This window comes from Actinocrinis sp. (assembly GCF_035653575.1).
In the GTDB taxonomy this organism is placed as follows: Bacteria; Actinomycetota; Actinomycetes; order Streptomycetales; family Catenulisporaceae; genus Actinocrinis.
Map to the genome: position 1 here is coordinate 1 of NZ_DASRBQ010000170.1, position 19,861 is coordinate 19,861.

At 70.4% G+C, this 19,861-nt stretch carries 18 protein-coding genes; 7 read left to right on the forward strand and 11 right to left on the reverse strand.

The window, feature by feature from the left end; all coding sequences use genetic code 11:
* Both VFA06_RS23135 and VFA06_RS23140 read left to right on the forward strand, forming a co-directional pair.
* A partial coding sequence (locus tag VFA06_RS23135; protein ID WP_324842792.1) for a sigma-70 family RNA polymerase sigma factor occupies positions 1-280 on the forward strand: 280 nt, incomplete at its 5' end.
* On the forward strand, positions 277-1,215 hold the full coding sequence (locus VFA06_RS23140; protein ID WP_324842793.1) for a hypothetical protein: 939 nt from the start codon (positions 277-279) through the stop codon (positions 1,213-1,215). The genes VFA06_RS23135 and VFA06_RS23140, both read left to right, overlap by 4 nt.
* Positions 1,216-1,346: 131 nt before the next feature.
* Here VFA06_RS23140 and VFA06_RS23145 read toward each other — a convergent pair whose 3' ends face one another.
* Positions 1,347-2,996, reverse strand: a complete 1,650-nt coding sequence (locus VFA06_RS23145; protein WP_324842794.1) for an FAD-binding dehydrogenase — start codon at positions 2,994-2,996, stop codon at positions 1,347-1,349.
* A gap of 192 nt (positions 2,997-3,188) precedes the next feature.
* Between VFA06_RS23145 and VFA06_RS23150 the strand changes: the two genes are divergently transcribed.
* The 3 genes from VFA06_RS23150 to VFA06_RS23160 all read left to right on the forward strand — a co-directional run bounded on the left by VFA06_RS23150 (position 3,189) and on the right by VFA06_RS23160 (position 5,566).
* Entirely contained in the window at positions 3,189-3,902 is a 714-nt protein-coding gene (locus VFA06_RS23150) for a 4'-phosphopantetheinyl transferase family protein (RefSeq protein ID WP_324842795.1), read from the forward strand.
* Positions 3,899-4,510, forward strand: a complete 612-nt coding sequence (locus VFA06_RS23155) for a TetR/AcrR family transcriptional regulator (protein ID WP_324842796.1) — start codon at positions 3,899-3,901, stop codon at positions 4,508-4,510. Before VFA06_RS23150 ends, VFA06_RS23155 begins: the two co-directional genes overlap by 4 nt.
* A 123-nt stretch (positions 4,511-4,633) precedes the next feature.
* The gene (locus VFA06_RS23160) at positions 4,634-5,566 is read left to right on the forward strand and encodes an alpha/beta fold hydrolase (protein ID WP_324842797.1); all 933 of its coding nucleotides are present in this window, start codon (positions 4,634-4,636) and stop codon (positions 5,564-5,566) included.
* Positions 5,567-5,579: 13 nt separating this feature from the next.
* Here the strand turns inward: VFA06_RS23160 and VFA06_RS23165 are convergent, their stop codons facing one another.
* From VFA06_RS23165 to VFA06_RS23195, 7 genes are read right to left on the reverse strand one after another with little or no spacing between them, the layout of a single operon-like run.
* Positions 5,580-6,752: a 4-hydroxybenzoate 3-monooxygenase gene (locus VFA06_RS23165; protein ID WP_324842798.1), complete on the reverse strand. Its 1,173-nt coding sequence runs from the start codon at positions 6,750-6,752 to the stop codon at positions 5,580-5,582.
* A 20-nt stretch (positions 6,753-6,772) separates the two neighbouring features.
* On the reverse strand, positions 6,773-8,020 hold the full coding sequence (pcaD, locus tag VFA06_RS23170) for a 3-oxoadipate enol-lactonase (protein WP_324842799.1): 1,248 nt from the start codon (positions 8,018-8,020) through the stop codon (positions 6,773-6,775).
* Positions 8,013-9,044 (reverse strand): lyase family protein, encoded by a 1,032-nt coding sequence (locus VFA06_RS23175; RefSeq protein ID WP_324842800.1) that lies wholly within the window; start codon positions 9,042-9,044, stop codon positions 8,013-8,015. Before VFA06_RS23175 ends, pcaD begins: the two co-directional genes overlap by 8 nt.
* Complete coding sequence (pcaG, locus tag VFA06_RS23180; RefSeq protein ID WP_324842801.1) at positions 8,998-9,624, reverse strand: protocatechuate 3,4-dioxygenase subunit alpha; 627 nt, start codon at positions 9,622-9,624, stop codon at positions 8,998-9,000. The genes VFA06_RS23175 and pcaG overlap by 47 nt, the downstream gene beginning before the upstream one ends.
* A complete protein-coding gene (gene pcaH, locus VFA06_RS23185; RefSeq protein ID WP_324842802.1) occupies positions 9,624-10,445 on the reverse strand; it encodes a protocatechuate 3,4-dioxygenase subunit beta in 822 nt (273 codons plus the stop codon). Before pcaH ends, pcaG begins: the two co-directional genes overlap by 1 nt.
* Positions 10,445-11,077, reverse strand: a complete 633-nt coding sequence (locus VFA06_RS23190; protein WP_324842803.1) for a CoA transferase subunit B — start codon at positions 11,075-11,077, stop codon at positions 10,445-10,447. The genes pcaH and VFA06_RS23190 overlap by 1 nt, the downstream gene beginning before the upstream one ends.
* Positions 11,077-11,910 (reverse strand): CoA transferase subunit A, encoded by an 834-nt coding sequence (locus VFA06_RS23195; protein ID WP_324842804.1) that lies wholly within the window; start codon positions 11,908-11,910, stop codon positions 11,077-11,079. Before VFA06_RS23195 ends, VFA06_RS23190 begins: the two co-directional genes overlap by 1 nt.
* A 283-nt stretch (positions 11,911-12,193) precedes the next feature.
* On the opposite strand from VFA06_RS23195, the gene VFA06_RS23200 reads away from it, so the two are divergent.
* Positions 12,194-13,867, forward strand: a complete 1,674-nt coding sequence (locus tag VFA06_RS23200) for an IclR family transcriptional regulator domain-containing protein (RefSeq protein WP_324842805.1) — start codon at positions 12,194-12,196, stop codon at positions 13,865-13,867.
* Positions 13,868-13,907: 40 nt separating this feature from the next.
* On the opposite strand, the gene VFA06_RS23205 is transcribed toward VFA06_RS23200, so the two are convergent.
* Positions 13,908-17,300, reverse strand: a complete 3,393-nt coding sequence (locus VFA06_RS23205) for an AfsR/SARP family transcriptional regulator (protein ID WP_324842806.1) — start codon at positions 17,298-17,300, stop codon at positions 13,908-13,910.
* A 170-nt stretch (positions 17,301-17,470) separates the two neighbouring features.
* Between VFA06_RS23205 and VFA06_RS23210 the strand changes: the two genes are divergently transcribed.
* The gene (locus VFA06_RS23210) at positions 17,471-18,136 is read left to right on the forward strand and encodes a GNAT family N-acetyltransferase (RefSeq protein WP_349260313.1); all 666 of its coding nucleotides are present in this window, start codon (positions 17,471-17,473) and stop codon (positions 18,134-18,136) included.
* On the opposite strand, the gene VFA06_RS23215 is transcribed toward VFA06_RS23210, so the two are convergent.
* Together VFA06_RS23215 and VFA06_RS23220 are read right to left on the reverse strand one after the other, a co-directional pair.
* Entirely contained in the window at positions 18,137-18,574 is a 438-nt protein-coding gene (locus VFA06_RS23215) for a hypothetical protein (protein ID WP_324842808.1), read from the reverse strand.
* Entirely contained in the window at positions 18,571-19,845 is a 1,275-nt protein-coding gene (locus VFA06_RS23220; protein ID WP_324842809.1) for a YihY/virulence factor BrkB family protein, read from the reverse strand. The genes VFA06_RS23215 and VFA06_RS23220 overlap by 4 nt, the downstream gene beginning before the upstream one ends.
* Between the last annotated feature and the right edge of the window lie 16 nt (positions 19,846-19,861).

Genomic DNA, 19,861 nt, shown 5'->3' on the forward strand with positions numbered 1-19,861 from the left:
GCGGCTGCTCGGCGCGGCGTGGACGGACCGGATGGACGGACCCGACCTGGCCGCGAGCGCGGACGTACGCGAAGCGCTACGGCGCCTTCCGGTGCGTAAGCGGGCCTGCGTCGTGCTGCGGCACTACTACGGGCTGAGCGAGCAGGAGACCGCCGCGACGCTGGGCATCTCCGTCGGCACGGTCAAGAGCCAGACCTCGCGGGGCGTGGCCGAGCTGGCCACCCTGCTGGGCGCGCGGCCGAGCGGCCGAGCCACCGAGGACGGGGCGGCGCGGCGATGACGCATCCGGTACGAGGAAAGGCGCGTAAGGACGACGCAGGCAGCCGAACGGGGAACGACGGCGCGAGCCTCACGCACGCGACCGATGCGTACGGCGGCGAGTGGCTCACCGAGGTCCTGGACACCGAGTACGCCCGCTACGAGCCGGACACCGACCGCATCCGCACACTGCTCGACCAGCGGCTGGTGGATGGCGGCGGGGCACGTGGAGCCGGTCGGGTGCGCATCCCGGTGCTGGGACTGCGGCTGGCCGGCATTCCCGCAGGTATCGCGGCGGCAGCCGTGTGCGCGACGGTCGCCGTCGCGGTGACGGCGACGGTCACGCACAACCAGCCGAACTCTGCCCCGAGGGCCGCGACAAGCAACGGCGGCCTTCCTGCGGCCAGCGGCGCGCCGTCCGGCGCAGGCGGCCCCTCGCAGCAGGCGGGTTCGCCTGGCCCCGGAACGCACAGCTCGGTGACCAGTCAAGGCGCTCAGACGGCCACGAAGCCGGCCGGCCCGGCCGAGAGCCCGTCGGCGTCCGCATCGGCGTCGCACCCGGCCGCGGGGAATTCCGTGGTCAGCGCGACGAGCGCGGTCGCCCCGAGCAGCAACGCGCAGTGGACCGAAGAGGACGTGTACGTCACGCTCCCGGACCCGGTCACCGCGCTCCAGGTGATCATCCGGGCGACGCCGAATGCGGGCTACTCCCAGGAGCGCGACTACTCGACCCACGATCTGTCCGTGTTCGACGTGTCGGTGACCTCGGACGCGAGCGGGCTGGTTTACACTTTCACCCTCAAACCGGGACAGACCGTCCAGCCCGGCACCTTCACCTTCGCGGCCCAGTATTCGCACAGTAGCCCGCACGATACGAGTGGTGACACGTACTCCCTGAGCGCGACGACCGATCCGGCGCACGGCTCGACCTCAGGGTCGGCCCAGGGCGGCTTCTGAGCCGCGCGCCGGGTGATCGGCCCCTGGCCGGCATGTAACTTTCACAGCCGGGCAAAAGTCAGAACTCTGTAATATCCGCCCGAGCATATCAGAGTCCTGCCGCAGTGGCGGGTCGCCGGTGCCGCCGGGCGCTAGCCGACGGCCTTCGCCGCCTCGCGTCCGGCCGTGCGTCCGGAGAACAGGCAGCCGCCGAGGAAAGTCCCCTCCAGTGAGCGGTAGCCGTGCATGCCGCCGCCGCCGAAGCCCGCCACCTCGCCTGCTGCGTAAAGACCGGGCAGCGGCTGTCCGTCCACGCGCAGCACCCGGCCGGACAGGTCCGTCTCCAGGCCGCCGAGCGACTTGCGGGTAAGGATGTTGAGTTTCACCGCGATGAGCGGCCCGGCCTTCGGATCGAGCAGCCGGTGCGGGGAGGCGACCCGGATCAACCGGTCGCCCAGATAGGCCCGCGCGCCGTGGATCGCGGTAACTTGCAGGTCCTTGGTGAACTTGTTGCCGATCTCCCGGTCGCGCGCCTCCACCTGCCGGGTCACCTCGGCCAGGTCGAGTAGCGGCTTGTCCGTCAGCGCGTTCATCCCGTCCACGAGCCGCGGCAGCGAGTCGGCGACCACGAAGTCGACCCCGTGCCGCTTGAACGCCTCGACCGGGCCGGGGGCGCCCGGGCCGATCCGCCCGAGTAGCTGTCTGATGCTCTTCCCGGTCAGGTCGGGGTTCTGCTCGGAGCCGGAGAGCGCGAACTCCTTCTCGATGATCTTCTGGGTGAGCAGGAACCAGGTGTACTCGTGCCCGGTGCGCATGATGTGTTCCAGCGTGCCGAGCGTGTCGAAGCCCGGGAACAGCGGCACCGGCAGCCTGCGGCCGGTCGCGTCGAGCCAGAGCGAGGAAGGGCCCGGCAGGATCCTGATGCCGTGCAGCGGCCAGATCGGGTTCCAGTTCGTGATGCCCTCGGTGTAGTGCCACATCCGGTCGCCGTTGATCACCCGGCCGCCGGCCGCGTCGCTGATCTCCAGCATGCGTCCATCGACGTGTGCGGGAACACCGCTCAGCAGGTTGCGCGGCGGCGTGCCGAGCCGCGCGGGCCAGTTTCGCCGGACCAGCTCGTGGTTTCCGCCGATGCCGCCCGAGGTAACGACGACCGCCTGCGCGGTGAAGGAGAACTCGCCGGCCGCGGTGCGCGAGCTGGGCGCGCCGCGGCGCACGCCGCTGGGTTCGAGCACGGTGCCGCGCACGCCGGTCACGGCGCCGTCGCTCAGGATCAGTTCGTCGACGCGGTGCCGGAACGCGAATCGCACCCGCCCCTCGACGGCCGCCGCGCGCACCCGCCGTTCGAAGGGTTCGACGACTCCGGGGCCGGTGCCCCAGGTGATGTGGAAGCGCGGGACCGAGTTGCCGTGGCCGTCGGCGAGGTAGCCGCCGCGTTCGGCCCAGCCGACGATCGGGAAGAGGCGGATGCCCTGGGCGTGCAGCCAGGACCGCTTCTCGGTGGCGGCGAAGTCCACGTACGCCTCGGCCCAGCGCCGCGGCCAGTAGTCCTCTTCGCGGTCGAAGCCGGCGCTGCCGATCCAGTCCTGCCAGGCCAGCTCGTGCGAGTCGTGGATGCCCATCCGGCGCTGTTCCGGCGAGTCGACCAGGAACAGTCCGCCGAAGGACCAGAACGCCTGGCCGCCGAGCGAGGCCTCCGGCTCCTGCTCGACCAGGATCACCCGGCGCCCGGCGTCGGCGAGCTCGGCGGTCGCCACCAGCCCGGCCAGCCCGCCTCCGACCACGATGACATCCGCGTCCACGACGACCGCACCTCGTCTCTACGTGTTTGTTAGGCAGGTCGCAGCCGATCGTAGGGCGCGGCGCGATCATTCCTCAATGAAGCATACGAACGTTTGGTGCGCCTGCACGGTGTCGATCGGCGCGGGCGGGCTCAGCTGTTTGAGGTAGCGGCGCTCCGCCTGACACACTGCGAGCATGATCGAGGAGCGGGTGTGATCGAGGAGCTGCTGCCGCCCGGCGTGGTCGCCGTCGAGGCGCGGTCCGATCCCCCGGAGGCCGCGCTGTTCCCCGAGGAAGAGGCGGAACTCGCCCAGGCGGTGGAAAAACGGCGGCTCGAGTTCACCACGGTCCGGCACTGCGCGCGCACGGCGCTGGCCCGGCTCGGCATCGCTCCGGTGGCCATCCTGCCCGGGGATCGCGGCGCCCCGCAGTGGCCGGGCGGGATCGTCGGCAGCATGACGCACTGCACGGGGTACCGCGCGGCCGTGGTCGCTCGCAGCTCGCAGCTGGCGACGATCGGCGTGGACGCGGAACCGCACGAGGCGCTGCCGCCGGAGGTGCTGACCACGGTCACCGTCGCGGAAGAACGCGAGCGTCTGAAGCGGCTCGCGGCGGATCGGCCCGCGCTGCACTGGGACCGGCTGCTGTTCAGCGCGAAGGAGTCGGTGTACAAGGCGTGGTTTCCGCTGACCGGCCGCTGGCTCGACTTCGAGGAGGCGAGCATCGACTTCGCGACGGAAGCGGACGGCGCGCCGAGCCTCGAATCCGGTTCCTTCTACGCACGGCTGCTGGTCCCGGGCCCGGTCGTGGCGGGGATCACGCTGCTCGGATTCGCCGGACGCTGGCTGGTGCGCGATGGTCTGCTCCTCACCGCGATCACCGTGTCGGCCAACGGATCTTCCACAGAACGAACGATCGTGCTATGACTAGTCGGGTGAGCAAGGGCGAGGCGACCAGACAGGCGGTGCTGGACGAGGCGACCAGGACGGCCGCCCGCCTCGGCCTGGCCGGTCTGACCATCGGCTCGCTCGCGGCCCGGCTCGAACTGTCCAAGAGCGGGCTGTTCGCGCACTTCAAGTCCAAGGAATCGCTTCAGCTCCAGGTGCTCGAACGGGCCCGCGACCTGTTCAGCGAGGAGGTCGTGCGGCCCGCGCTCAAGGCGCCGCGCGGCGAGCAGCGGGTGCGCGCGTTGTTCGAGCACTGGCTGCACACGATCATGGACGGCGGCTCCGAGTGCCTGTTCGTCTCGGCCTCCGCGGAGTTCGACGACCAGCCGGGGCCCGTGCGTGACCAGCTCGTACGCGACCACAGGGACTTCGCGGACTCGGTGGCCCAGATGTTCCGCACCGGCATCGCGGAGGGACAGTTCCGGCCGGACGCCGACGCGGAACAGTTCGCTCACGACCTTCACTCCGTCATGCTCGGCTTCTTCCACGCTTGTCGCCTGCTCAACGACCCTAAGGCGGAGCTCCGCGCGCGGCACGCTTTTGAAGCACTGATCGATGCGGTACGCGTGACGTCGCGCGTTACGTAGCCGCCGATCGACCGATCGATCCGCTAGCACATCATCCGCCCGCCTCAGCCACCAACCGCTACTCAACGGGAGATTCCAATGGCCGATTCAACCGCCAAAAAAAGCACGATCGTTCGTTCTTCTTTGCTGTCGCGTCAGCGCGCGACCCGTGCCGCCTTCGGCACGCTGGAGCGTTGCGCGCCGCGCCTTGGCGCGCGCTGGGCCGAACGTGTCTGGTGCACCGTGCGGCACGCGGACCGGTCGCGCTCCGCCCCGGCCGCGCCGGGCCGCCTTGTGACGCTACCGCTTCAGGAGGGTCCGGGGCCGACCTGTGTCGCAGAGGTCTGGGGTCTCGGCGGGCCGGTGGTCTATCTGCTGCACGGCTGGGGCGGTCACCGCAGTCAGTTCGGGGCGTTCGTCGCGCCGCTGACCGCCGCCGGGTTCCGCGTCGTCGCGATCGACGCGCCGAGCCACGGCGATTCCGGCCCCGGCCGCTTCGGCGCCGATCGCAGTCTCATCACCGAGTTCATGGCGGCGCTGGCCGCCGCGGTCCGTTCCTTCGGCCCCGCCCACGCGGTCATCGGGCACTCGCTCGGCGGCGGGTCCGCGGCCCTCACGGTGCTCGACGGGCTGCCCACGAGCCGGCTCGTGCTCATCTCGCCGATGACGGATCCGACCCAGTTCATGCGCGGATTCGCCGCGATGCTCGGCTTCGGCGACCGCATCCGGACCGGCCTCATGCGGCGTCTGGAGCTTCGGACCGGCCGACCGATGTCAGACTTCGACGCGGTCGGGCGGGCGCAGGCGCGGTTCCGCACCGAACCGCCCCTCGACGGCGCGCACCTTCCCTCGATGCTGGTCATTCACGACCGCGAGGACAAGCAGATCCCGTTCGGCATGGGCAAGGCGATCGCCGCGGCGTGGCAGGGCGCGGAACTGCTGAGCACGCACGGCCTCGGGCACAACCGGATCCTGCGCGAGCCGGAGGTGATCCGCAGTGTCGTCGAGTTCCTTCAGGTCAGCGCAGTGGATGCGTATCGGGACTCTGTGCCCGGAAAGACGGGACAGGTCGCGTAGCGAGGCGCCCGGCTCACACGACCGGCAGCCCGACGTAGTTCTCGGCGAGCGAGGCGGCCGCGGCTTCGGACGAGGCGATGTAGCGCAGGTTGGAAAGCTGGAGCCGGTGCGCGAACTCGTCGGCGTGCGGATCCCGGTGCAGCATCGTCGTCATGAAGTACGAGAAGTGCTCTGCACGCCAGACCCGGCGCAGCGCCGTCTCCGAGTAGGCGTCGAGCAGGCTCTCGTCGCCCTTGTCGTGGGCCTGGATGATCGCAGCGGCCAACAGTGTCGCGTCGGCGGCCGCCAGATTGAGGCCCTTCGCCCCGGTCGGCGGGACGATGTGCGCGGCGTCTCCGGCGAGGAAGAGGCGGCCGTACCGCAGCGGCTCGGCGACGAAGCTGCGCATCGGCGTGATCCCCTTCTCGGTGATCGGGCCGTGTTCGAGGCTCCAGCCGGGCAGCTCGAAGCGGGCGTCGAGTTCGGCCCAGATCCGCTCGTCCGGCCAGGCGTTCAGGTCCTCATCCGGGGCGACCTGCAGATACAGCCGGCTCACTTGCGGCGAGCGCATGCTGTGCAGCGCGAAGCCGCGTTCGTGGTTGGCGTAGATGAGCTCGTCGCAGGACGGCGGCACGTCTGCGAGGATTCCGAGCCAGGCGAAGGGATACTCGTGTGACCACGTGCGCAGCAGGCTGGGCGGCATCGACTGCCGACCGATGCCGTGGAAGCCGTCGCAGGCCGCGACGATGTCGCACTCCAGGGTGTGCTCGGCGCCCTCGTGGCGGTAGCGGATCAGGGGACTGCCGGTGTCCGCCTTCTCGATCGCGAGCGCCTCGGCCTCGAACCGGATCGTGCCGCCCTGGCGCTCGCTGAGCGCGATCAGGTCTTTGACGACCTCGGTCTGCGCGTAGACCATGACGCTGCGGCCGCCGGTGTGCGATGGGAAGTCCACGCGGTGCCCTTCGCGGGCGAAGCGCAGCTCGATGCCGTCATGCCGCAGGCCGAGGCGGTCCATCCGCTCGCCGGCGCCGCTGGAACGCAGCGCGTCGACGGTGTTCTGCTCCAGCACTCCGGCGCGCTGCCGGTGCTCGACATAGTCGCGGGTCCGGTTCTCCAGCACCACGTTCTCGATACCGGCCTGGCGCAGCAGATGTGATAGCAGCAGGCCGGCCGGTCCGGCGCCTATGATCCCGACGCTGGTACGCACGTCGCCATCCCCCTCTGCGTTCAGGCTTCTGATTCGGTGTCGAGCTGCGCGAACACCTGCTGGGCGACGGCGAAGGCCGAGTTGGCCGCCGGGACCCCGCAGTAAACGGCGGTCTGCAGCAGAATTTCGCCGATCTCCGCGCGGGTGAGCCCGTTGTTGAGTGCTCCGCGCAGGTGCATGGCCAGCTCGCTCAGATGCCCGTGCGCTACCAGCGCGGTGAGCGTGACGGCGCTGCGCATCCGGCGGTCGAGTCCGGGCCTGGTCCAGATCTCGCCCCACGCGTACCGCGTGATGAGGTCCTGGAAATCGGCGGTGAAGTCGGTGGTGTTCGCGATCGCGCGGTCCACGTGCGCGTCACCGAGCACGGCGCGGCGCACGGCCATTCCCGCGTCGCGGCCGGTGGCAGGGTTCGCATTCGGCTGGCCGGCAGGCTCGGCAGCCGACTCGGCATTCGGCACCGCGACTGCCTCGGCGGCGAAGTGGGAGCGCAGTGCCTCCGCGACGGTCCGCGGCTGCTCGACGCAGGCGAGGTGGGCGGCGTCGGCTACTTCGAGCAGCTTGGCGCCGGGGATCGCGTCGGCCAGTTCGCGGGCGTGCTCCACCGGCGTCGAGATGTCCACACTGCCTGCGATCACCAGTGTGGGAGCGCTGATCGCGCCTAGCTGCCCGCGCAGGTCGAGCCCGGCGAGCGCGTCGCAGCAGGCTGCGTATCCGGCCGGGTCGGCGCCGCGCAGGTCGTCCAGCAACGCCTCGGCGATCGGCGCGCCGGAGGCGGCGAAGCGCTCGGTGAACCAGCGCCCTGGTGCCGCTTCGGCGACCGGGCCGGTGCCCTCGTCTCGGACGAGTTTCGCGCGCGCCTGCCAGTACTGCGGGTCGCCGAAGTGGGCGGAGGAGCAGACCACGGCGAGCGAGGCGATCCGTTCGGGCCGATGGATGGCGAGCCACATACCAATCGCGCCGCCGAGCGAGACGCCGGCGTAGTTGAAGCGCTTGATGCCGAGGGCGTTGGCGAGGTTGAGCACGGTCTGCGCCAAGTCGGCGATGGTGATCGTGTCGGGCTTGAGGCTGGGCAGCGCGCTCGCGGGCGTGCGGCCGTGGCCGGGCAGGTCGTACCGGATCACGGTGTGGTCGGCCGCGAGTGCGGGAACGACCTCGTCCCAGAGCCGTAAGCTCGTGCCGATGGAGGGACCGAGGATCAGCGGCGGCCGCTCGGCCTCGGCTTCCTCGCGGCCGTCGCGGCGGTAGTGGAGCAGCGGGCGGTCAGCCATCGAGGTTCGCCTTCATTCGGTCCGGAGCGACTTTGAGGCCTTCGAGCAACGTGACCGCGTGGTGTGCGGCCTTGCCGGTGAGGACCAGCAGGTCCCTGACGGCGGCGTCTTCGGACTGCCAGCGTCCGGCGGCGCGGTGCAGTTCCTGCGGCAGCGCGGAGAAGACGGTCGCGACGAGGCCGGGTGCGCGCTGGGCGAGGGCGACCAGCTGGACGGAGCGGGCCGGGTTGCGCTTGTCAGGCATCGACGAGGAGTAGCCCAGCGCGCCCTCTTCCAGCTCGCCGAGCTCGGGCTGTGACAGCGTGATCACGTCTACGCCGATCTTGGCCAGCGCGCCGATGGTCAGGCCGAGCGCGGTGGCCAGGTCCACGACGCGCGTACGCACGGTGTGCCAGGGGCGTTCCGGAGCCGTGAGCCCAAGTTCGGCAGCGAAGGCGCGAACCAGCTCGGGATCGTCGAGGTCGCCGATCGGGCCGCCGAGCTGGACCGCGAGGGATTGCTTGTGCACGGTGGCCAGGCGCGCGCGGGCGTCTTCGACGGCTGATTGCCAGGAAGCCAGGAGATTGCCGAAGGTGCTGGGCAGGGCCGGTTGAAGCAGGGTGCGGGCGCGCTGTGGCGTCTCGCCGAATTCGGTCGCCAAGCCGCGGACGGCCGTGACGCATCGATCAAGCAGCGGCACGGTGAGGCCGATGTTCCGTGACGCTTGGAGCATCAGCGCTGTGTCGATGATGTCCTGACTGGTCGCGGGCTTGTGCAGGTACTGGTGATACTCCTGCGGCAGCTGCGAGCGCAGGCGCTCGACTAAGGGCACGACGATGGTCGCGTGCTCCTCGCCGAAATCGCGCACCTCGTTGTAGTCGTATCGCTGCTGCGTCGCGCGCACGATCGCGTCAGCGGCGGCCTGTGGGATCCGGCCGAGCTTGGCCTTGGCCCTGGCCAGCGCGGCCTCGGTTTCCAGCAGCGTGCCCAGCGGATCGTCATCCCATGGGGAAGGTGAGAAATACCGTCTCGGCGTCGGCCTCATCACCATCACCTCCCTGAATGCGCACGTCGAAGCGATACGTCCGCGCTCCCTCCGATTGGGCAATCAGGGTTGCCCGACGGCGCGGTTCGAGCGATGCGAGCAGCGGATCGGCGGCGTTCGCGCTTTCCAGGTCGGAGAAGTAGACGCGGCTGTACAGGTGGTGCAGCAGCCCCCGCGCGAAAACGCAGACGGAGAGGTAGGGGGCTGATGCGCCCAGTGCGGCGGGAATGAGGGTTCGTAGCGCGTAGTGCCCGTCGGCATCGGTGGCGACGCGGCCGAAGCCGGTGAATCGGGTGTGATCGCGGCCGAGGAGCACACCCGTGGTCTGGTCGCTGCGCAGTGAACCGGGGGCGCCCGTCCGCGAGCCGTCGGGACCAGCCTGCCAGAACTCCAGCAGCGCGTCGGGGATCGGCAGGCCCGCGCCATCGAGCACGTATCCGTGGACGGTGACGGCGTCGGGATGCGAGGCCGGCGCCATCTCGCCACCGCGCGCAAAGGGCAGTGCGTAGCCGTAGAACGGGCCGACGGTCTGCGACGGCGTGACCGGGAGCGTCGCCGGGGTATTCGGTTCGGCGGTCATCAAAGCCCTGCTCCGTTCGAATCGCCGGGCTCGAACAGCGTCGCGGCCGGGCCGTCGAGCACGATGTCCCAGCGGTAGCCCAGCGACCATTCCGGACTGGACAGGTCGTGGTCGTAGGCCGCGACAAGCCGCTCGCGCGCGGCGTCGTCGACGACCGATTGGTAGATCGGGTCGTAGCGGAACAGCGGATCGCCGGGGAAGTACATCTGCGTGATCAGCCGCTGCGTGAACGCGGTGCCGAACAGCGAGAAGTGGATGTGTGCGGGCCGCCAGGCATTGAGGTGGTTGCGCCAGGGGTACGGGCCCGGCTTGATCGTCGTGAACTGATAACGGCCGTCGCCGTCGGTCAGGCAGCGGCCGACCCCGGTGAAGTTCGGGTCGAGCGGCGCCGGGTGTTGGTCGCGTTGGTGGGCATAGCGACCTGAGGCGTTGGCCTGCCATATCTCGACGAGTTGGCCGCGGATGGGTCTGCCGTGCCGGTCAAGGATGCGGCCGGTGACCGTGATGCGCTCGCCCAGTGGTTCGCCGCGGTGCTGCCGGGTCAGGTCCGCGTCCAGGGCGGCGACGTCGCTGACGCCGAAGACCGGACCGTAAAGCTCGGCCGCCTCGGGATCGGTGATCTCGATCGGGCTCTGTTTCGGGTGCCGCAGAATGCTGCTGCGGTACGGGGCGTAGTCGCGGCGCGGATGCGGCGAATGCTGCGAACCTGGCTGCGCGCCTTCGCGCCGCGCCGCCGAACGCAGCGCCTCGATCTCGGCGTCTATGTCGGATTGCTTCTCGACGTCCGGGTTGAGCAACGCGGACACCTCCTGCGATGGCATCAGGGGACGATGACGGTGGCGGCCGTGCGCGCGGCCAGGTCGTCGGCGGTGGTTCCGGGCGCCGTCTCGACCAGGACGAAGCCCTTGTCGGTGACGTCGAGCACGCCGAGGTCGGTGATGACGCGGTGTACGCAGGCGCGGCCGGTGAGCGGAAGGGCGCAGCGCTCCAGCAGTTTGGGGGCGCCGTCGCGGGTAGTGTGCTCCATCAGGACGATGACACGCCGGGCGCCGTGCACGAGGTCCATCGCTCCGCCCATGCCCTTGACCATCTTGCCGGGGATCATCCAGTTGGCCAGGTCGCCCTGCTCGCTCACCTGCATCGCGCCGAGCACCGCGGTGTCGATGTGGCCGCCGCGGATCATGCCGAAGGAGAGGGCGGAGTCGAAGAACGCCGCGCCGGGCAGCACCGTGACGGTTTCCTTGCCCGCGTTGATCAGGTCCGGGTCCACTGCCTCAGCGGTCGGATACGGTCCGACGCCGAGGATTCCGTTCTCCGACTGGAGCGTGACATGCACGCCGGGCGGCAGGTGGTTCGGGATGAGCGTCGGCAGGCCGATGCCGAGGTTGACGTATTCGCCGTCGGTCAGCTCGGCAGCCGCGCGGGCTGCCATCTGCTCGCGGGTCCAAGCCATCAGATGCCCGCCGTTCCGTTTGCAGTGGTCGAATTCGCCTGGGCTGACTTCGCCGGGGCCACATCAGGGTCCGCATGCGGCACGGTCACGGTACGCCGCTCGATCCGCTTGTCCGCGGCCTGTTCGGGGCTGAGCACCACGATCCGCTGCACGAACACGCCCGGCAGGTGCACCTCGTCTGGATCGAGTTCGCCCGGCTCGACCAGCTCCTCGACCTCCGCGATGGTGACCCGGCCGGCCATGGCCGCCAGCGGGTTGAAGTTGCGGGAAGACTTGGCGAACAGCAGGTTTCCGTGGCGGTCACCCTTTGCGGCGTGCACGAGGGCGTAGTCGGTGACGATGCCGCGCTCCAGGACGTACTGCGCGCCGTCGAACTCGCGCACCTCCTTCGGCGGCGAGGCGAGCGCGACCGTGCCGTCCGCCGCGTAACGCCAGGGCAGTCCGCCCTCGGCGACCTGGGTGCCGACGCCGGCCGGGGTGAAGAAGGCCGGAATGCCGCAGCCGCCGGCCCGCAGCCGCTCGGCGAGCGTGCCCTGCGGGATCAGTTCGACCTCCAGCTCCCCGGCCAGGTACTGCCGCGCGAACTCCTTGTTCTCGCCGACGTACGAGCCGGTGACCCGCGAGATCCGGCGGGCGGCGAGCAGCACGCCGAGGCCGCCGCCGTCCACGCCGCAGTTGTTGGACACGACGGAAAGCCCGGTCGGGCCGGCCGCGTACAGCGCGTCGATCAGCACATTCGGGACGCCGCTGAGACCGAAGCCGCCGACCGCGAGCGAGGCGCCGTCGGGGATATCGGCCACCGCCGCCGCGGCCGAGGCCGCCACCTTGTCCATGCACCGCTCCCGCTTCGTGCGTTGCGAGTTCCGTGGCGCATCGAGCCGCGCCGCCTCTTGAGTGTGTTCGCCTGGTGAACTAAAGTTCATAATCGGCTGCCCTGAGTTTCCGTCTCGGCTATGCCAGTTGTCAACGGGTCGGCTTGTGATCTGATCCCGGAGGGCTTGGGCGGAAGGAGCGGAGGTGGCGCCAGTGACTGCCGAATCGGTGAGTTCCGACTCAGTGGCTGCCGAGTCTGGGGCACCTGAGTCTGGAGCTCCTGAGTCAGCAGCTTCCGAGTCAGTGGCCCCGCTGGAGCGTGGCCTCGCGGTCCTGCGTGCGATCTGTGCGAGTCCCGACGACGCGGTACGGCCGGGCGACCTGGTCCGCGAGACCGGCCTCGCGCGTTCGACCGTGGACCGCGTGCTCAGCACCCTGACCCGCCTGGACTTTCTGCGATCCGACGGGCGCGCCTTCTCGCTCGCCCCGCGCGCGATGCAGTTCGGCGACGCCTACCTGGCCGTCTGTGGCCTGTCTGAGGTACTGGAACCGCTCGCCGTGCGGCTCGCCGACGAACTGGACGAGTCGGTGTCGGTGGCGGTGCCCGACGGAGACGGCGTGCGTTTCGTCATCCAGATTCCGCGGCGCCGGACGATGACGCTCTCCTTCCGGGTCGGCGATCTGCTTCCCGCCGAGCGGTGCGCCCCCGGCGCGTTGTTCGCGGCGCAATGGTCGGCCGAACAGCGCGCTCGTTGGTCGCGGCGCCTGGTCGGATCGGGCCCGCCGCGAATGTTCTTTCCACTTCCTCCGGCCCCCGACGGGCCGACGCCCCAGGAGGTCGAATCAGCCTTCGACGAGCGCGCGAACGCCGCCGCGAAGGAGGGGTGGGCACTGGACGACCAGCTGATCGAGCCGGGGCTGATCGCGATCGCGGTGCCCGTGCTTGACCGAGCCGATGGACGCGTAGTCGCCGCGGTAAGCGTGGTGAGCCATTCCAGCAGGCACTCGGCCGACTCGCTGCGAGAGCACGCCCTGGGCCGGTTGCGCGAGACCGCCGCGCGGATGCAGGAGGCATTGACTGGCTCGCGCCTACAAACCGAGCCACATCGTGCATCCGGCTCGGGTCCGGGTCCGCGCGTCGCCTCGTCCGCTCCTGCGCCGATCGATGAGCCCAAGCGCGACCTCGGTCCGCACTATCTTCGTTCCCTGGCTCGCGGACTCGCGGTACTAGTCGCGTTGGGCTCGAAACGGGGCGGCATGACGCTTAGCGCGGTAGCCGACGTCACCGGCCTGCCGCGGGCGACCGCGCGCAGGGCCCTGATCACCTTGCGTGAACAGGGATACGTCGACTGCCTCGATCCCGAGGGCCGGCTGTTCGCGCCGCTGCCGTCGGTGCTCGAACTCGGATACGCGCGGCTGTGCGGGCGCACCGTGGAGGACTTGGTGCGCCCGCACCTGCTGGAATTGAGCAGGCAGGTGCACGAGTCGGCCTCGGTCGCGGTCCTGCGCGGATCGGAGATCTCGTACGTGGCGCGCGTCGCGACCAGTCGGATCATGCAGGCTGCCATCACCGTGGGCACCCGGTTTCCGGCGTATGCGACGTCGATGGGGCGGGTGCTGCTCGCCGGACTGCCGGAGGCGGAGCGGGAGGCGCGGATCGCCGCGACCGACCTCAGGGCCCTGACCCGCTTCACGGTCACCGATCCGGTGGTCCTGGCGGAGACGTTGCGCCGCGTCGCAGCGGACGGATATGCGCTCGTGGATCAGGAGCTTGAAGAAGGGCTGCGGTCGATGGCGGCTCCGGTTCGCGATCACCGCGGCCGCGTGGTCGCCGCCGTCAACGTCTCCATGCATGCCGGGCGGGTCGAAGCCGACCACGCGCGCGAGGTCATCCTGCCCGCGCTCACCGCGACCGCGGCGCGCATCAGCGCGGACCTCGCCGCGATGGGCGACCGGCTGGACGGCGCCGCAGCGTGACGGTGCGACGACGTCCGTGGAACTCGCCCGCCGGCCTGCGTCAGACGCCGCGAACCGCCAACTGCCGCGCCTCGGGGGAGCCGATTTCGACGAACAAGGCGTGGGCCTCGCGCCAATGCGGCAGCGCGGCCTGCTCCCCCACCTCCAGCCGAAGGACGTCGCCGAGGACCCGCAGCGCCTTGGCCTGCTCGAGCCGGCAGCCCACCTCGGCGCTCAGCGCCGCCGAACGCTCGGCGTGCTGGTGCGCCCGGTCCAGGTTGCCGAGCGCCAGGTGCGTCTCGGCGAGCTCATTGAGCGCTCGCGTCTCGTACACCCGGCAGCCTCGCTCGTGGCTGAGCGCGAGCGCCTGCTGCGCCTCGTGCAGCGATTCGTCCAGCGCACCGAGCGCGCGGCGCACCGAGGCACCGCTGTATAGCGCCAACAGCTCATGGTCCGAGTCGCCGAAGCTGAGGGCTTTGCGCAGCACCTCGTCGTAGTACTCCAGTGCTCGCGGGAAGTCGCGTTCGCCCTCGTGAATCAGACCCCACGCATAGTCGGTCTGCGTCATCGCGCGCGGCGTCCCCGCCTGCTCGCCAAGCGATTCAGCCCGCGTCGCGTGGTAGCGGGCCTGCGAGAAGTCGCCCAGGGCGCAGTGCACGGCGACCAGATCGCAGTGCGCCAGCCTGGCGCTACGAGTCTCGCCGTTGGCCTCGGCCAGGTCGAGCGCCTGGTCCAGCAGGCGGCGCGCTTCGGAGAAGTCGCCGGCGAGCGAGTAGGCGAACCCGAGGACGCATAGCTTCTGGGCCCGCACGCGCGCGGAATCGCTGTCCGGCTCCGCCTGCTCGGACTGGTACTGCGACAGCAGTTCGATCGCCACGCTCAACGGGCCGGTCTCGCAGTGCACCAGCCCGAGATTGCCCATCGCGCGGTTCGCCCCGGCCTTCGACCCGCTGCGGCGGTACCACTCCAGGCTGCGGGTGAAGCAGACCTTCGCCGACTCGACCTCGCCGCCATCGAAGTAGTTCAGGCCGAGCCGCATGGTGGCCGTGGCGGCCCCTTCGAGCCAGCCGGCTTCGTGCGCCGCCTCGCTCGCCCGCATGAAGTGGCCCCTGGCCAGCGGAAGATCGCTGCGCAGCTGGGCAACGTCGCCGAGCATGGTGCCGAGCGCCGCGATGCCGAGCGGGCGCGACTCACCCTCCAGCGCCCGCTGCGCCGCGGCCACCACGGTGAACCAGTCGGTGTGCAGCTCCGCGCCGTAGAAGTGCGCCCGCAGCTCGAAGGCCATCCGCCAGGCGCTGGAGCGAGGGCCGTGCTCGGCGGCGTGGGCGATGACGGCGAGCAGGTTGCGATGCTCCGCGCGCAGCCAGCCCAGCGCCTCGGAGATCTCGGCGAAGTCGACATCGAAGGCGGGCTCGGCCGGCCGGTCCGGCTGGTCGATCGCCGGCAGCCGGTCCCGGTCCGGATAGACCAGCGCTACGGCCGCGTCGACCCCGGATTCGTACCAGGTGGCCAGCCGGCGCGCGGTGGCTTCCCGCTCTTCCGGGGCATCCTCGGCGCGCGCTCGTTCGACCGCGTAGTCGCGCAGCAGGTCGTGGCAGTCGTAGCGGCCCGGCAGATGCACGCTGAGCAGGTGCGCGGCAGCAAGTCTGTCGAGGACCTGCTCCGCTTCCGCGGCGGCGCAGCCGAGCAGCGCTGCCGCCGATCCCACGGTCAGATCCACTTGCGGTATCGCGCCGATCGTGCGGAACAGCCGCTGGGCCTCCGGATCCAGCCGGACGTAGGAGAGGCCGAAGACGGCGCGCACCTGGCTGGATTCGTCACCGCCGAGCACGAGCGCGTCCAGCCGTGCCTCGGCGAGTTGCGCGACCAGCTCGGCTACCGACCGCTCCGGGTGGATGACCAGTTGGGCGGCGGCGATGCGCAGCGCCAGGGGAAGCCCTGCGCAGGCGCGCACCAGCTCGAGGATCGCCTCCGGTTCCGCCGCCGTGCGCGGCTCGCCGAGGATCCGGACGAGCAGGTCGACGCTCTCGCGCTCGGTGAGCACGTCCAGGCTGATCGGTTGCGCGCCGTCCAGCGCGACGAGGCCGTCGAGCCGGTCGCGGCTGGTGATCAGCACCCGGCAGGCTTCCGCCCCGGGCAGCAGGGGACGCACTTGCGCAACGTCGGCTGCGTTATCGAGTAGAACCAGCACTCGGCGATTCGCCAGCAGCGAGCGGAACAGCGCGCCGGCTTCCTCAACGTCCACGGGCACGCTGCCGCCGGTGACGCCGAGCGCCCGCAGAAACCGGCCGAGCACGTCGATCGGCCGCTCCGGCGCCGAGGAGGAGAAGCCGTGCAGGTTCGCGTAAAGCTGGCCGTCGGGAAACAGCGGAGCGACGCGGTGCGCCCAGTGGACGGAGAGCGCGGTCTTGCCGATGCCTCCGGCACCAGTCAGCGTGGCGATGCGGTACCGGTGGCCCGGCGAATCGGCGTCACGCGTCAACGCATCGAGGCGCGCGAGAACTGCGCCGCGTCCGGTGAACGCATAAGTGTCGGCAGGGAGCTGAGCGGGAGTCAGCACGTCGCGACTCGCGGTGGCCTCGGGCTCCTCGATCTCTTCGTCGAGAACTGGCTGTTCGACCTCTTGGCGCAGCACGCGCGTGAGCGCCTGGCTCAGCGCACGACCCGGGTCGGCTCCCATCTCGTCGCGCAACCGCAGCCGAAGCCGCTCGTAGGCGTCGAGGGCGTCCGCTTGTCGCCCGGTGGCGGCCAGCGCCTCGATCCAGGCGCCGATCACCCGTTCGTCGAGGGGGTGGCTTTCCACGAGGGGGCTCAGCGCGTGCACGGCCTGCTCCGGCTGTCCCGTGCCAAGCAGGGCGCGCGCATAGTCGACGATCGCGGTCACACGCCGCAGTTCCAGCCGCATCACCGCGGCTTGGTCGGCGCTTCCGTCCGGAACGTCGGCGAGCGCCGGGCCGCGCCACAGGTCCAGCGCGGCACCGAGCGCGTCGGCCTTCGCGGCGGGCTCCAGCGGCTCGGCAGCGTCGACGAGACGCAGGAACCGGTCGGCGTCTACGTCGCCGCCGGAGAGCTCAAGCGCGTAACCCGTCGTCGTGCGCGTTACCAACACCTGGCCGTGCGCATAGGTGCGCAGCCATTGACGCAGGCGATGGATGTTCACGGTGAGCGTGGAGTCCATGGAGCGGGCGTCGCGCGAGCCCCAGACGGTCTCGAACAGCTCCCCGGCGGAGAGCCCTCCCGGCCCGGCCAGCGCGAGCGCGCCAAGGACCGCACGCAGGATGTTGGAGGAGGGTGTGCGGAATGGATAGCCGACCCCGACCGGACCGAGTACGAGCACATTCATTGCGGTGCGTGTATCGGTCGTCACGTTCTGATCGGTGGCAGTGCCCTGGTCGGTGTCTGTTGTCTCGGTTGTCTGGTTGTTGTCGCTGGATACCCCGTCTACAGCGGCCATGCAGGAATGTTACGCCGCCTGCGTCGGTGTGGCATGCCCCGTGCTCACGCCACACCGACGCCCCGAACACAGTCTGCTAGGACGCGCCTACATCTCGCCTACACGTCGCGCGGTAGCCGAATGTGCGAGCTGCGACGGGTAAACCGGAATTGGCTGGGAGGATGATCAGCATGAACAACGACGTCGACCCGACGCCCTCCGCGCCTCAAATACGGCTTTACCGCCCAAGTGACCGCGATGCACTGTTCGACATCTGCATGCGGACCGCTGAGGCCGGAGGCGACGCCCGGCATCTGTATGAGGACCAGGACCTCATGCCCAACATCTTCGCCGCGCCGTACGCGTACCTGGAGCCTGAGCTGACATTCGTCCTCGACGACGGGACGCGGGCGGTCGGCTACATCCTGGGCACCTCGGACACGCCACGCTTCGTCAGGGAGTTCCGCGAACGCTGGCTTCCCTTGGTGGCCGAGCGGCATCCAGCACCGGTGGGTGAGCCGGCGACCCGTGACGAGCAGATGGCGTACCTGCTGCACTGGCCGGAGCGGATGATTGTCCCGGAAATGGCGGACTATCCGGCGCATCTGCACATCGACCTGCTGCCCGAGTACCAGGGGCGCGGATACGGCCGGTTGCTGGCTTACACGTTCTTCGATGCGTTGGCGAAGACGGGTGCGAAGCGTGTGCACCTGGCGATGGTCACCGCGAACACAGCGGCGCGGGCCTTCTACGACCGGATCGGCTTCCGTGAGCTGCCGGTCGCGGACCCGGGGGTGCTCACCTTCCTCGGCCGCGAGACCGCGCTGACCGACTCGGAGCGCGCGCGTCTCGGCTGATCAGCCCCTCGGCTGCTTCGCCTGCGGCGCCGTGCCCGATTTGGCCTTCGATGCCGTACTCGACTTCGCCTTCGGCGCTGTGCCCGATTTCGCCTTCGGCGTCACGAACTGCATCGCCTCCGCGGCCAGCGGCAGCCAGCCCAGCTGCGAGTCCGGGTCGAGCACCAGCCACTCGGTCATCGGGCGGCCGCCGCGCGGGTCGAAACGGACCCCCTCCCCCGCGTCGACCAGCTCGTCCACCCGCGCGCGCGGCAGTTTCACCACGAGAGCGCCACGGACCAGCATCGCGAAGATCTTGCCGCCGATCTTCAGCGCGTTCGAGCCGAAGCGGTTGGCGGTGCCCGGCTCGTCCTTGCCGTAGCTGACCCCGGGCCGGTCGATCAGCTCGCCGACCAGCCGGTCGAAGCGCTCCTCAGGCGTGGACCCGAGGTCGCTCACCTGCGCTCGCCCCCGAACGCCTCGTAGATGACCCGGCCGAGCAGCGCGGCGCCGAATATGACATACCCGATGCCGATCAGCCAGGACACCACGATGAGCACCGCGCCGATCGCGCCGTAGGTGATAGCGCTCGAAACGATCAGCGGGCCGAAGATCACCGCGGAGAAGATGCGCAGCCCGACCAGGCCTGCCACGGTGAGCACCGCCCCCGGCAACAGGGCGCGCCACGGCACCCGGCTCTCCAGCAGGAAGTGCTGAGTCCACCAGAAGAAGGTGAGCGCGCCGGCGGCCGTCGCGCACCATCGCAGCGTCGTGATGAACCAGCCGTCGTGCAGGAACGCGAGCAGGTCAGCGCCGACGATCAGCAGTCCGATCAGCACGGCCAGCCAGATCGCCTGCCGCCACACGGACAGCAGCCGCGCGGCCGGCAGCTCCCAGACCCGCGCCATCCCGGTCTGCACCACCGAGACGAAGGAGAGGCCGAAGACCGCCAGCACGCCCGCGCTGAGCGCGGTGGTGGTGGACAGCACCCGGGCGGCCGGGCCGAACAGGCCGTTGACCGAGCTGGCCGCCCGGCCGGACAGGCCGAGCCCGGCGATCGCCCAGGCCGGGAAGCTGCGGCCGTTGAGCGGCGCCGCGGCGGCCACGACGATCAGCAGCGGCACCAGGGTCACGAAGCCCAGGGCCGCGAAACCGAACGCGCGGTGCATCAGTTCTATCTCGACGCCGCGCCGATAGGTCTGCACAACCAGCTCGCGGGCGATGCGCAACAGGTCGCGCGGGCGGTACGGACGACTGCTGACGTCGCCCACCCTGATGCGCTCGCCCTCGCCTGGCGGCAGAAGCTCGGAGCCGGCACCCTTAGCCGCCTCGGCCGCGATGATCGATTCCGCAATGATCACAGGTTCGGGCTCGGCCTCCGGGTCGGTATGGACCTCCGGCTCGGCCTCCGGCTTCGCCGCCTTCGCCGCGGATTTGGCCGCCACGGCCGCGGACCTCGACTCGATCCCGGTGATCTCGTCGGTCTGCTTGAGCTGGTGCGGGTGACGCGACAACGGCCTGGACCGCGGCGGCGCGTCCTCGCCCCGCGCAGCGCCGCTCGAGCCCTGGCCTTGCGGACCGGCGCCTTGAAAGGCCGTGCCCTCGAAGACCGGGTGCTGCGGCGCCGCGCCGCGCGCGGCCGGGCTGTTCGCGTCGATCTTGGTCACCTCGTCGCCGATGCCTGGACCTGGCAGGACTACGCGGCCGTTCGGGGCATCGAGCTTGGGCACGCACGCCAGGCTAACA

What these genes read in the sequence shown, in the direction of transcription:
- VFA06_RS23140 (WP_324842793.1), top strand. Translation starts at nt 277, where the DNA reads ATGACGCATCCGGTACGAGGAAAGGCGCGTAAGGACGACGCAGGCAGC.
- VFA06_RS23155 (WP_324842796.1), top strand. Translation starts at nt 3,899, where the DNA reads ATGACTAGTCGGGTGAGCAAGGGCGAGGCGACCAGACAGGCGGTGCTG.
- pcaD (WP_324842799.1), bottom strand. Translation starts at nt 8,020, where the DNA reads ATGGCTGACCGCCCGCTGCTCCACTACCGCCGCGACGGCCGCGAGGAA.
- VFA06_RS23175 (WP_324842800.1), bottom strand. Translation starts at nt 9,044, where the DNA reads ATGAGGCCGACGCCGAGACGGTATTTCTCACCTTCCCCATGGGATGAC.
- pcaG (WP_324842801.1), bottom strand. Translation starts at nt 9,624, where the DNA reads ATGACCGCCGAACCGAATACCCCGGCGACGCTCCCGGTCACGCCGTCG.
- pcaH (WP_324842802.1), bottom strand. Translation starts at nt 10,445, where the DNA reads ATGCCATCGCAGGAGGTGTCCGCGTTGCTCAACCCGGACGTCGAGAAG.
- VFA06_RS23190 (WP_324842803.1), bottom strand. Translation starts at nt 11,077, where the DNA reads ATGGCTTGGACCCGCGAGCAGATGGCAGCCCGCGCGGCTGCCGAGCTG.
- VFA06_RS23195 (WP_324842804.1), bottom strand. Translation starts at nt 11,910, where the DNA reads ATGGACAAGGTGGCGGCCTCGGCCGCGGCGGCGGTGGCCGATATCCCC.
- VFA06_RS23205 (WP_324842806.1), bottom strand. Translation starts at nt 17,300, where the DNA reads ATGGCCGCTGTAGACGGGGTATCCAGCGACAACAACCAGACAACCGAG.
- VFA06_RS23210 (WP_349260313.1), top strand. Translation starts at nt 17,471, where the DNA reads ATGAACAACGACGTCGACCCGACGCCCTCCGCGCCTCAAATACGGCTT.